This is a genomic window from Phyllobacterium sp. P5_D12, from assembly GCF_054049495.1.
Window position 1 is genome coordinate 1 of the sequence record NZ_JBFUMG010000089.1, and the last position, 12672, is coordinate 12672.

12 protein-coding genes are annotated in these 12672 nt (G+C 57.3%); 4 read left to right on the forward strand and 8 right to left on the reverse strand.

Annotated elements, in window-relative coordinates; translation table 11 throughout:
- Positions 1–385, forward strand: a 385-nt coding sequence (locus ACXJ5O_RS08665; RefSeq protein ID WP_457299534.1) for a hypothetical protein, incomplete at its 5' end; no start/stop codon positions are given.
- Positions 386–398: 13 nt separating this feature from the next.
- Positions 399–938 (forward strand): hypothetical protein, encoded by a 540-nt coding sequence (locus ACXJ5O_RS08670; protein WP_457299535.1) that lies wholly within the window; start codon positions 399–401, stop codon positions 936–938.
- 6 nt (positions 939–944) lie between these two features.
- On the opposite strand, the gene ACXJ5O_RS08675 is transcribed toward ACXJ5O_RS08670, so the two are convergent.
- Together ACXJ5O_RS08675 and ACXJ5O_RS08680 are read right to left on the reverse strand one after the other, a co-directional pair.
- Positions 945–1310: a DUF423 domain-containing protein gene (locus tag ACXJ5O_RS08675; protein ID WP_457299536.1), complete on the reverse strand. Its 366-nt coding sequence runs from the start codon at positions 1308–1310 to the stop codon at positions 945–947.
- Positions 1311–1348: 38 nt separating this feature from the next.
- Positions 1349–2449 carry a pyridoxal phosphate-dependent aminotransferase gene (locus ACXJ5O_RS08680; RefSeq protein ID WP_457299544.1) on the reverse strand — a complete coding sequence of 367 codons (1101 nt, stop codon included), beginning with the start codon at positions 2447–2449 and terminating at the stop codon, positions 1349–1351.
- Between the two features lie 168 nt (positions 2450–2617).
- Between ACXJ5O_RS08680 and ACXJ5O_RS08685 the strand changes: the two genes are divergently transcribed.
- Positions 2618–3139 carry a DUF1236 domain-containing protein gene (locus ACXJ5O_RS08685; protein WP_457299537.1) on the forward strand — a complete coding sequence of 174 codons (522 nt, stop codon included), beginning with the start codon at positions 2618–2620 and terminating at the stop codon, positions 3137–3139.
- Between the two features lie 45 nt (positions 3140–3184).
- Here ACXJ5O_RS08685 and ACXJ5O_RS08690 read toward each other — a convergent pair whose 3' ends face one another.
- The 3 genes from ACXJ5O_RS08690 to ACXJ5O_RS08700 form a co-directional block, all read right to left on the reverse strand.
- Positions 3185–3454: a hypothetical protein gene (locus tag ACXJ5O_RS08690; RefSeq protein ID WP_457299538.1), complete on the reverse strand. Its 270-nt coding sequence runs from the start codon at positions 3452–3454 to the stop codon at positions 3185–3187.
- Positions 3455–4124: 670 nt separating this feature from the next.
- A complete protein-coding gene (locus ACXJ5O_RS08695) occupies positions 4125–7343 on the reverse strand; it encodes an efflux RND transporter permease subunit (RefSeq protein ID WP_457299539.1) in 3219 nt (1072 codons plus the stop codon).
- Between the two features lie 36 nt (positions 7344–7379).
- Entirely contained in the window at positions 7380–8606 is a 1227-nt protein-coding gene (locus ACXJ5O_RS08700; protein ID WP_457299540.1) for an efflux RND transporter periplasmic adaptor subunit, read from the reverse strand.
- Between the two features lie 182 nt (positions 8607–8788).
- Here ACXJ5O_RS08700 and ACXJ5O_RS08705 point away from each other — a divergent pair, with 182 nt between their 5' ends.
- Positions 8789–9376 carry a TetR/AcrR family transcriptional regulator gene (locus ACXJ5O_RS08705; protein WP_112527637.1) on the forward strand — a complete coding sequence of 196 codons (588 nt, stop codon included), beginning with the start codon at positions 8789–8791 and terminating at the stop codon, positions 9374–9376.
- Between the two features lie 26 nt (positions 9377–9402).
- Here the strand turns inward: ACXJ5O_RS08705 and ACXJ5O_RS08710 are convergent, their stop codons facing one another.
- The 3 genes from ACXJ5O_RS08710 to ACXJ5O_RS08720 all read right to left on the reverse strand — a co-directional run.
- Entirely contained in the window at positions 9403–10524 is a 1122-nt protein-coding gene (locus tag ACXJ5O_RS08710; protein WP_457299541.1) for an ABC transporter permease, read from the reverse strand.
- 7 nt (positions 10525–10531) lie between these two features.
- Positions 10532–11671, reverse strand: coding sequence for an ABC transporter permease (locus tag ACXJ5O_RS08715; protein WP_457299542.1), 1140 nt, complete (start codon positions 11669–11671; stop codon positions 10532–10534).
- Positions 11671–12672: ABC transporter ATP-binding protein (locus ACXJ5O_RS08720; protein ID WP_457299543.1), on the reverse strand; the 1002-nt coding region annotated here is incomplete at its 5' end. The genes ACXJ5O_RS08720 and ACXJ5O_RS08715, both read right to left, overlap by 1 nt.

The following is a 12672-nucleotide window of genomic DNA, read 5'->3' on the forward strand; positions in this document are numbered from 1 at the left end:
GTACAAGGCGGCACAGAGTACCGGCGAAGCAGAAGGCATTTCGTGGAGCGAATTCCGTAAAGCTCAATGCACGCCCGCTGAGGCGGCTGACGAGTCAGCCAACTCCGCATCGACGGACGCCAAAGCAAAGACGACTGAAGATAAGCCCGAGACAACGCCAAAAAAAGCCGAAGTCGTAGCCAGATCCCCATCCGGAAAGACGACGTTTCCGTCGTCGATAGCCGAAAAATTTGCCGCAGAGAAACCTGCCAAGGCCCGCATGCACACATGCCTTGAGCAATACCACGCGAACAAGAAAGGCGGTACGCTTGGCGGCACGCGCTGGATCGAAAAAGGTGGCGGCTACTACAAGTTGTGCAATGCCAAGCTGAAGGGTGAAGGCTAGGAATTTCGTACCGATGGCTCAAAAACTCCCACGGCTGGATAGATTGAAATCTGGTGACGGCGGTGGCACATTTGACGCTATGGAACATCGCGTCGCATTTCTGGAAAAATCTTTTGAGAAGATGGATGGCAAACTGGATGTTATCCTCAATGGCATTGCAGGCTTGAAGGAAGATGTTTCAATCCTGAAGGGGGACGTTTCAGGCCTGAAGGGGGACGTATCAGGTCTGAAGGGAGACGTTTCGGGCTTGAAGGGAGATGTTGCAGGTTTGAAGGGAGACATTTCGGGCTTGAAAGAGGGTGTCGCCTATATGAGGGGCAAGGTCGGAACGCTTCCTACGGTTGAATCTTTCGCCGCGCTAAGTCGGTCGCTCGGACAGCTTAGTGGTCATGTACATACTCTTCCATCTGCGGCAGCTTTTGGGGAGCTCAAGGGTCGGGTAGATAGCCTGCCGACAACTGCCAAGCTTGCCAGTCTTCTTGCTATCGCTGTCGGTGTCATTGCCATTATCAACAAATGGCCAAGGGTCATCGACGCTGTTTTCGGCTGGTAGCGCCAGTCATTCCGAACGCTCGAAGTCCAGTCGGCTAAACGCTGTCCCAGCGACGATCAACCAGCCCAGAATGAGCAATGATCCGCCAAGCGGGGCGGCGAAGGGAAAAAGCCTGTCGCCAATTGCGTCCCGGGATACCAGATCGCCGATGAAGAACAACAGCCCAACCACCAGCAGCAACGCGCCGAAATAGGCTGGCCGACTGATTTTTGCTAATATGGACAGCGCTAAAAATGCGGGGGCGTGGATAAACAGGATCGGCGCAATTGTGGCCATATGACCTTCCGCGCTGTGAGCCGCTGCGGCATAGGCCGCGATACCTGCAGCCCCGAACAGTCCACCGAGACCGGCAAAAACCCGATTGATATCCAAGCTATTCTCCGTCTTTAAGGTTGGTCCGGGCTCACCGGCTACTTTACAGCGGCCAAGGCCTGCGGAAGCTGTTGTTCGAAATAATCAAGTTCTTCGTCAAGGCCGACGCTGACACGGATGCAGCGGTCGAGACCTGGCGCCATTGGTTTGCGCACGAAGACGTCGCGGTCGATCAGGGCGTTGAGAACGGCGAGGGCATAAGACCCATCGCGCCCACAGTCGATAGTGACGAAATTGGTAGCAGAGGGAATCGCCGCAAGGTCGTTCTTCGCAGCAATCTGCACGATCCGCTCACGTCCAGCGACAATCCGTGCAATCACCGCCTTGAGATAATCTTGATCCTTTAGCGCTGCGAGGGCGGCTATCTGTGTCAGTTTGTTCATGCCGAAATGGTTGCGGATTTTGTCGAACGCCAGGATCTGCTTTTCTGCGCCGACAGCATAGCCGCAGCGCATTCCGGCGAGCCCATATGCCTTGGAAAAGGTGCGCATGCGCAGGACATTCGGCCGCGAAACGCCAATCCGCGGCAGAGCGTCCGCCGGTGCCGTTTCGCCATAAGCTTCGTCGAGGATCAGCATCGTATTTTTGGGCAGCGCATCGATAAAGCGTTCGATCTCCGCCGCCTCCCACCACGTCCCCATTGGATTGTCAGGGTTGGAGAAGTAGACAAGCGGTGCCTCTTCGCGCTTTACCGCGGCAAGCAACGCCTGGAGGTCCTCGCGATCATCCCTGTACGGTACTGTCACCAGCCGTCCGCCAAAGCCGGCCACATGAAAATTGAATGTCGGATAGGCACCGAGCGAAGTGACGACCGGCGTGCCCTCGCGCACGTATTGGCGCACGGCGAGTCCGAGCAACGTATCGACGCCTTCGCCAACGACGATATTGGCCGGTACAACGCCGAGGTGCGCTGCAAGCGCATGCTTCAAGTCGAAATTTTCTGGATCGGCGTATTTCCACGCCTCCCCGGCATGGCTTTGTATGGCGGCAATGACTGAAGGCGCTGGGCCAAAGCCGCTTTCATTGGCGCCAAGTCGCGCTTTGAAAGGCCGGTTGCGCTTGCGTTCCAGCGCTTCTGGTCCGACGAACGGTACAGTCGAGGGCAGGGAGTCGATCAGGGGGATCAGGTGCGGTTCCATGTCCACAGCGATATCAGTTTTTGTGCCGGCGAAAAGCAAAATTTCGCTCTTTTGCGTCGAACTCACAGTTCGAGGTCGCGATCACATATCGTCTTTCAGCGGAACCAAACCATTGTCGCGGGGTTTCCTCCCACGGGGACAAAACAGGTTCAATTGAGAGGCAAGATAATGAAAAAGGTTTTTATAGTGACTGCAGCGGCGTTTTTCGCCACCTCCGCTCTGGCGATCGCTCAGGATAGCGTTGTCGTTGAAGTGCCGCAGTCTGCCCGGGATTATGTCATCGCGCATCCGGCCGATCAGGTAGTTATAGAGGGTGACTTATCTCAGGGTTACGTCGTACCCGAAACAATCGTGGTGCGGCCAATTCCGGAGAGCCCGGGCTATGGCTACATCTATGTCGATGGCCGCCCCGTGATCGTCTCCATGGAGAACCGTGAGGTCGTCTATCTGTCGAATAATGCTGGGGCAGCACCCGATGAAGATGTGGTGCCGGACGACGTTGTCTCCTACATTGAGACCAATCCCACCGATCCGGTGGTCATCGACGGCGACATAATGACGGGGACCGTCATTCCTGACGACGTGCCACTGGTGGCCGTGCCGGATCAACCGCGCTACTCATACGTATACGTGCAGAATCGTCCCGCACTCATAGAACGCAAGACACGGCGCGTCGTCTGGGTCAGGTAAATATACTGTTCGATGACACTTGCCCGCGCTTCGGCGGGCGAGTGTTTACCATCGCCGGTGCCGGTAATAGCGATAGCGATTGTCATAGATGATCAGCGGCGTGTTGAATTGCATCTGTTCGAATTCCGCCCGGCTCGCCGCGCGCCTGTCGAGATCGAGATTGAGCAGGCAATTTGCGAATGCATCGGTCCCACGCCGGAACCCATAGGATGAACAGGTCTGGTTATCGAGCGCCCGCCGCTCTTCCGGCGTCATGGAGACGCAGCCGGCGATGAAGAGTGTGAGCAAAACTGCTAATCCTGCCAATGATCTCATCGATTCCTCTGCCGGACCGCTAATTCCCGATCAACACCGGGAATATTACTGAACAGGTTTCAAATATTGGAGCTTGCAGTTGCATCATGTCAATAAGGCCCCGACCACACTGTCGCAATTGCTTGGCGGCTTTAATGGCCAGACTTTGGTTGGATGATAGGATTGGCAGGGAGGCTTACAAAGCCAGCCTCAAGTCGCGAAAAAAACACCGGCAATCATGAGAATAATTATTGCTCCTGCCAGGATCGGCAGGATTGAAAAACCCGCAGGGGCGGGTTGGGGCCTCAATACCAATTTGGCAAAGCGAGCAGAATGGTGGCTGCTACCTGAGTGCATATAACGAAAGTGACGAAGGGTATAAACCCGTCACTGATCTTCCGGTTATCATTTGCTGCGGCAAAGCTCATAAGGACTGCTCCCGATTGGACGATCCTTTGAAAGTGCCGAAGGATCATGATCGTCAGTGCCGAATTTCGGCTTGGTCACGCAACTGTAACAGTTTGAAACCTTTTGTCACCCAAAAAGTTCTCATCCTTGTTCAACTGTGCCGTGATAGGCTTTCTTCGGCAACGAAATGCTGCTGCTTAACGCAAGAGAAAATCTTCGGTTTCAGTGGTTTAGCTCCAGCGGTGCAGAACCTGTGCAAGCTCTGCACCGCCGGAGATTATTGTTACTCGGCTGGCGTTGCGGCAGGAGCAATCGCGCCCGAATTGTGGCCAGAATCACCTTCGAAGGTGCTGGCATGGTGGCTCTTCAGCTGTCGATTGCCTGTCATCGCACGTATGAGGACGTAGAACACTGGCGTCATGAACAGGCCGAACAACGTCACGCCGATCATCCCGGCAAACACCGCGACACCCATGGCACTGCGCATTTCCGCACCGGCTCCTGTCGATGTGACGAGAGGTACCACGCCCATGATGAAGGCGAGTGACGTCATCAGGATCGGTCTGAGCCGCAGGCGGCTGGCCTCGACCACAGCCTTGAATGGCGTCGACCCGGCAAACTCCAGTTCGCGCGCAAACTCGACGATCAGGATGGCGYTTTTGGCAGATAGTCCGACAAGCACGATCAGCCCGATCTGTGTGAAGACATTGTTGTCTCCCGCCGTCAGCCAGACGCCKGTGAGGGCGGCAAGCAATCCGAGCGGCACGATCATGATGATCGACAGCGGCAGTGAGAGGCTTTCATATTGCGCCGAGAGGACGAGGAACACCAGGAGGATCGACAGCGGGAAGATAAGGTAGGCCGAGTTGCCCGCAATGATCTCCTGATAGGTCAGTTCTGTCCATTCGAAGCTGATCCCGGGCGGCAATGTGTCGGCGGCGATCTTTTCTACCGCAGCTCGCGCCTGGCCCGATGAGTAGCCGGGAGCCGCATTGCCATTCACGTCGGCGGCAAGGAAGCCGTTATAGCGCATGGCGCGATCCGGTCCCGCACTGGATGAGACGTTGACCAGGGCCGACAGCGGGATCATCTCACCCGAACCCGATCGTACCTTCAGATCGCCGATATCCTCAGACTTCGCCCGGAAATTCGACTCCGCCTGCATGCGGACGGAATAGGTGCGGCCGAACTTGTTGAAGTCGTTGACATAGACCGAGCCAAGATAAATCTGCAGCGTGTTGAAGATTTCCGGCAGCGATACATTGAGTTGGCGTGCCTTGGCACGGTCAACATCGGCATAGAGCTGCGGAACATTGATCTGATAGCTGGTGAACAGGCCCGTCAGCTCCGGCGCGGTGGCCGCCTTGGCGAGGAACGCCTTGGTTGCGTCGTCGAGAGCCTGATAACCAAGACCATTGCGATCCTCGATCTGCAGCTTGAACCCGCCGATCGAGCCGAGACCCTGGACGGGAGGCGGCGGGAAGACGGCGCTGAACGATTCCTGGATGCCGGCGATCTGCTGATTGAGCGCCATGGCGATCGCACCGGCACTCAGGTCGGGCGTCTTGCGCTCTTCGAAAGGTTTCAGCGAAACGAAGACAACGCCGGCATTCGAACTATTGGTGAAACCGGCGATGGACAGGCCAGGAAAGGCAATCGTGCTTTGCACACCGGGAATCTTCARCGCCATGTCCCCGATGCGGCGGACGACCGCTTCCGTCCGGTCAAGCGTCGCACCATCCGGCAGCTGCGTGAAACCGACCAGGTACTGCTTGTCCTGCGGCGGAACGAAACCGCCCGGCACACTCTTGAACATGAAGGCCGTCGCGCCGATCAAGACGAGATAAATCCCCATCATGACCGTCTTCCGCGAGATTACGCCGCGCACACCCTTGCTGTAACCGTTGGCTCCACGCGTGAACACGGCATTGAAGCCACGGAAAAGCCAGCCTAGCGTCAGGTCCATGAAGCGCGTCAAACGGTCTTTTGGTGCGTCGTGTCCCTTCAACAGAAGAGCGGCGAGTGCAGGCGACAGCGTGAGGGAGTTAAACGCCGAGATGACCGTCGAGATGGCGATCGTCAACGCGAACTGCCGATAGAACTGACCCGTAAGGCCGCTGATGAAGGCGAGGGGCACGAACACCGCGACCAGAACCAGCGCAATCGCGATGATCGGTCCCGAGACTTCGCGCATCGCCTGCACCGTCGCTTGCCGCGGGGCCAGACCGTTCTCGATGTTTCGCTCGACGTTCTCGACCACCACGATGGCGTCATCGACGACGATACCGATGGCGAGAACAAGACCGAACAGGCTGAGCGCGTTGATCGAGAAACCGAACAGATGCATCACCGCAAACGTACCGACGATCGATATCGGCACCGCGATCAGCGGAATGATCGATGCACGCCACGTCTGCAGGAACAGGATAACAACCAGAACGACGAGCAGCACCGCCTCAAGCAGCGTATGGATGACGGCCTCGATCGAGGCGCGGACGAACTGCGTCGTATCGTAGACGATCTCGTAGTCCACGCCTTCCGGCATGGTCAGCTTCATCTCGTTCATCGCGGCACGAACTTCGTCGGCGATCTGGATCGCATTGGAGCCCGGTGCCTGGAAGATTGGGATAGCGACGGCGCTCTTGTTGTCGAGCAGCGAGCGTAGCGAATAGTCGGCTGCGCCAAGTTCGATGCGGGCAATGTCACTCAAATGTGTGATCGCGCCATTGGCGGCAGTCTTGACGATGATCTGGCCGAATTCTTCTTCGGATTGCAACCGACCTTGCGCGTTCACCGTCAACTGCAGATCGACACTGTTCGAGTTGGGCGACGCACCGATGGTACCGGCAGCAGCCTGCACATTCTGCGCACGGATCTCGTTAAGAACATCGGTTGCCGAGAGGCCGAGTTCCGCGGTCTTCTGCGGATCGAGCCAGATACGCATCGAATAGTCGCCAGACCCGAACAACTGCACATCGCCGACGCCGTTGATGCGGGCGAGGCGATCCTTGATGTTGATCAGGGCGTAGTTGCGCAGGTACGTGATGTCGTAGCGATCATTGGGCGAGATGAGGTTGACCACTAGCATCAGGTCAGGCGAACTCTTGACCGTGGTGATCCCGAGGCTGCGCACTTCTTCCGGCAAGCGCGGTTCCGCCTGCGAAACGCGGTTTTGCACCAGCTGTTGTGCCTTGTCCGGATCTGTCCCGAGCGCAAAGGTCACAGTCAGCGTCATCTGGCCGTCTGCCGTCGCTTGACTGCCCATGTAGAGCATGCCTTCAACGCCGTTGATCTGCTCTTCCATCGGCGTTGCGACTGTTTCGGCAATGACCTTCGGATTTGCACCCGGATATTGCGCCCGCACCACGATGGATGGGGGCACGACATCCGGATATTCCGAGACGGGCATCGTCGTCAGCGAAATCAAACCGCCGAGGAAGATGATGAAAGAAAGAACGCCCGCAAAGATCGGGCGGTCGATAAAGAAATTGGAGATATTCATATCAATTCCACCTGCCCGATGCGGGGCTCTGGATAGTTATTGTTTGACCTTGGCCTGGTCCGCCAGCGCCTGCTGGTCTGGAGCCTTGCTGCCCATTGCTACCATCTCGGGTGCAACGAGCGAGCCAGGGCGAATGCGCTGCAGGCCATTGACGACGATCTTGTCATCCGCCTGCAATCCAGCCGTGACGATCCGCAGGCCATCGGCCTTGGCGCCAAGCGAGATTTCGCGATACTCGACGACGTTCTTCGAATTGACGACCATGACGAACTTCTTGTTCTGGTCGGTTCCGACAGCTTTTTCGTCAACCAGCAATTCGTTACGCTCGTTGGCCTGACCCATGCGGACCTTGGCGAACTGGCCGGGCATCAGCTTGCCATTGGCGTTATCGAACACCGCGCGAACCTTGACGGTACCGCTTGTCGCATCGACGCTGTTGTTGATCAGCTGTAGCTTGCCGGTGATTCCGTCCTGGCCGTGCACATCCATCTGAACCGGGATGCGGTTGACGAAGTCACGGCTGTTTAAACCCTCGGGAAGATCGGCAAGCGCATTGGCGACGACGTTCTCATCGGCCTCGAAACTCGCGTAAATCGGGCTGATCGAAACCAGCGACGTCAGTAATGGCGCGCTCGGTCCCTCGGCGATGAGATTGCCGGCGGTGATCTCGATACGTCCGACCCGGCCGCTGATCGGTGCGCGAATGTCGGTCCAGTCGAGGTTGAGCATGGCGGTCTGTAGCACGGCCTTGGCCGCTTCGAGGTCCGCCTCGGCGCTGGTCTGAACGTTCAGACGTTGATCATAGTCGCTCTGGGACGCAAAGCGCGATGTCACGAGCTGTTTGCCGCGCTGAAGTTCGCTTTTGGCATAAGCGAGCTTCGATTCGGCAGAGGCCACCTGCGCCTTTGCGCGCGCAACTTCTGCCTCGTATGGCGCCGGGTCGATCTTGACTAGAAGGTCGCCCTGCTTGACGATCGCGCCTTCTTTGAAGGCAACCGACTGGATGGCGCCGGAGACTCGTGAGCGTACTTCAACAGCATCAACTGCCTCTAGCCGGCCAGAGAATTCGCTCCACTGCGTTACAAGCTTTGGCTGTACCACCGCAACCGATACAGGCGTGGCTGGCGCGGGCGGCGCGGCCTGGCCTTTTTCGCCTTCCGCGTGACTCTGCTGCATGTCCAGAAAATGCGAGCCGCCGACAGTGGCAAGTGTCAGAACCAGAGCGCTGGCATAGAGGCTTTTTCTTAAAGTGCTGATTGACATCGTGGTCATCCTGCTTTGAAAGTTTCCGCCATTGGGAGGGTGGCGAATCTGAATTCGATCATCGAATTGAGCATTGACGTTCTATACCGATCGGTATAGAACGGTTGATATAAGGCGGCGATGTAACAGCTGTCAATGGAATTTTATACCGAGCGGTATAATTCTTTTAGGGAGTGTTGTCCATGGGACGGCCCAGGGAATTTGATGCGGACGATGCCTTGCAGACAGCTTTGGAGCTATTCTGGCGAAAAGGCTATGAAGGCACGTCCATCACTGACCTGACCGACGGAATGGGTATCACCAAGCCCAGTCTTTACGGAACCTTCGGCAACAAGGAAGAACTCTTCCGCATGGCGCTGCAGCGCTACGAGCAGAACTACATGGCCTTCTTCTGGAAGGCACTGGAGCAGCCGACCGCGCGGATTGTTGCGCTGGATATATTGCATGGTTTTGCCAATGCCCAGACTGAAGAGTGCAATCCTGGTGGATGCCTTGGTATCAATGCCGCGATGGGCTGCAGTGAAGCCGCGGAAGCAATCCAAAAAACCATCATCGAGCGTCGCCAGATAGGGCAGAAGGCGCTGGCGCGGCGTTTCGAACGCGCCATGCGTGAAGGTGATCTGCCCGCCGACTGCAATGCGGACGATCTTGCCCGCTATCTCTTGACCATCGCCCAAGGCACTGCTGTCCAGGCATCGAGCGGGGCTGGCCGGGAAGAGCTTTACCGGCTGATCGACATTGCAATGAAGTCTTTCCCGGGCTCGAACTAACTACCCTTCAAATTCAGCCTGATGCATCAGGTCAGTCTGTTGCGGAAAAGCCAGGCCGAAAATGGCAGGGTAACCGCGGCGATGGCCACCAATGCCAGCATTTCCGGCAGCAATTGCCTTAGTCCTGCGCCCTCCAGATAGACCTGGTGTGTAATGCTGATCGCATAGCGCAGCGGATTGATCATTGTCAGATACTGCAGGATCTCCGGCATATTGCCGATTGGCGCCGTCAGGCCCGACAACAGCATGAATGGCATCAGCAGCACGAACGAGTAAATCATTGCCTGCTGCATGTTGCCTGCGAGCGAAGATATGAAAAGGCCAATACCCACTGCCGCAGCGAGGAACAGCACCAGGCCCAGGTAGAGGATGAAATAAGAACCCACGAAGGGAATCTGGAACCATAGCTGGGCGACGAGCAATATGGTCGTTGCCTGCGAGAGACCGACCAGCATCGAGGGCAGGGCCTTTCCGACCATGATCTCGGACGGTCTGAATGGCGTGACCAGCAGCTGGTCGAAAGTGCCTGCCTCACGTTCGCGCGCGACCGACATGGCGGTCAGCATCAGCGTCATCATCATGGTGATCGTGCCGATCAGTGACGGGATCATGTACCACCGCGTCTCAAGGCTCGGATTGTACCAGGCGCGCGTTGTTACCTTGATACCGTTATTCGTGTCTTGGCCGTTCTCCTCGCGCCATTGCGCGGTGAAGTCCGTTGCGATCGTGTTCACATAGCTCTGCGCGGTGCCGGCCGTGTTTGAATTGCGGCCATCGGCGATGATCTGCAATTTGGCTGGCATCCCGGCCATCAGCCGCCTCTCGAAATCCTGGTCGATGACCACCACGAGCAAAACCCGGGCGTCATTGATGAATTTATCGATGTCGGATGTCCGCTGCAACGTCGCAACGCGGCTGAAAATGCCCGAGCCGTCCAGTTTCGAAACCAGCTCTATGGATGCCGCGCTGTGATCGTGATCGAGAACCGCATAGGGCACATTGTTGAGATCGTAACTCGCCGCATAGCCAAAGATCAGACATTGCAGGATAGGCGGCAGCACCAGCACGATACGGCTTTTCGGGTCCTTGAACATCGCCAGCAATTCCTTGCGGATCAGCGCGATTATCCGGAAGAAGGATTCTTTCATGGCCGTCTCATCCGAGTTTCTTGCGCGTGGCGAAAAGAGACGCAGTCATCAGAATGGTTGCCATGACCGCAAGCACCGCCGCGTTGGGCAGGATGACGGCCCAGATGTCGCCCGCAAGGAACAATGTCTGCAGCACACTGACGAAATAGCGCGCCGGGAAGATATAGGTGATGCCCTGGATCATCAGAGGCATGCTTCTGATGTCGAACATGAAGCCCGACAGCATCATCGCCGGCAGAAAGGTGACGATCAACGTGATCTGGCTGGCGATGAACTGGTTCTTGGTGAGCGAGGAGATCAAAAGCCCGATACCGAGCGCCACCAGCAGATAGAGCATCGATACGATGATCAATATCCACAGTGATCCGCGCAGGGGCACGCCAAAGAGCACCTGACTGCCGATGACTGAAAGTGCCAGTCCCAGCATGCCGAGGATGAAATAGGGGACAGTCTTGCCGAGCAGGATTTCGCCGGGCCGGGCAGGGGTGACGAACAGCGCTTCGAATGTGCCGCGTTCCCATTCCCGCGCCATCACCAGTGCCGTCAGCAGCGCGCCGATCAGCGTCATGACAAGAACAATCAGCCCCGGCACCAGGAAATAGGTGCTGTCATTGGCCTCATTGAACCAAAGCCGTGTCTGCAGATCGATCGATGCACCGGAATTCAAGACCATTCCTTGCGCTGCCTCGCGTGCCAGCCAAGTTCCAACCGCGCCTTGCGCATAACCGAGCGCGATGCGGGCTGTATTGGCGTCACTGCCATTGACGACGACCTGAATTTCCGCCGTGCCGTTCTGCACATCGCGGGCGAATTGCGGTGGTATGCGCACGATACCGCTGACGGTCTTGTCCGCAAGCAGCCGCTCAGCCTCCGCCATGGTCTTGACCGGATGTGTCTGGAAATAATCCGACAGTTCGAATCCGGAAACCGCCGCGCTCGCCTCTGCTGATGATTCCTCCATGACCAGCGCTACGGGGAGGTTTTTGAGGTCGAACGACAAGCCGTAACCGAACAGGATCAACAGTACCATTGGCATGACGATGCCGACGGCAACGCTGCTCGGGTCGCGCACCACCTGCCAGCTCTCCTTGCGCACCAGCGCGAGGATACGGCGCAGGCGGCCGTGTTGGGACCAGGGCGCGGTCATCACGCGGCCTCCTTCTTGTCCCGCCGGGACTCCTCGACTATAGCGATGAACGCGTCTTCCATGTTCGGTTCTTCGCCGTTCTTCGGCTTGGCATGGGCACGGATTTCGGCAGGTGTTCCCTCGGCAAGGTTACGCCCCGCATCGAGAATGATGATGCGGTCACAATATTCCGCCTCTTCCATGAAATGTGTGGTGACGATCACCGTCACGCCCTGCTCGGAAAGTGCGGTAATGCGTCCCCAAAACTCGCGCCGTGCCAGCGGATCGGCGCCGCTGGTCGCCTCGTCCAGAAACAGAATGTCCGGCTCGTGCAGAAGCGCCGCTGCCATGGCAAGACGCTGCTTGAAACCGCCGGGCAATTGTCCGCTCGGCAGCGTTGCCAGATCACCCAGCTCGAACTGCTCTTTCGACCAGGCAACGCGGTCGCGTTTCTTCTGCCCGCGCAAACCATACGCGCTGGCGAAGAAATCGAGATTTTCATCCACGGACAGATCGCCGTAGAGCGAAAACTTCTGTGCCACGTAGCCAAGTTTGTGCCGCGCTTCGGCCCGTGAGGTGCGTAGATCCGCACCGGCAACGCGCAGCGTGCCGCTGGTTGCCGGCATCAGCCCGCACAACATGCGAAACGTCGTGCTTTTCCCGGCGCCATTCGGACCGAGCAGTCCATAAATCTCGCCGCGCTTCACCTGAAAGCTCACGTGATCAACCGCAGTGAAATCGCCAAATTTGCGCACCAGATCGTGGACTTCGACCGAGATCTCATCACCCGCTGCCGCCTTGGGTCGCTCCAGTTCCACTTCGCTGGAATGGCTCTTGCTTGCCACGGCACCGAATAGCACCATGAACCCATCTTCGAAGCGCGCAGAGACCGGCTGAAGTTTGATGGCTTTGCCATCAAACTTGATGGCATCCTTGAAGTCCGGTTGCTTCACCACGCGCACTTTGCCAGCTTCCGGCACCGCATCGACAACGCCGTCCTGCCGRAACAGCCGAGCCTGCAG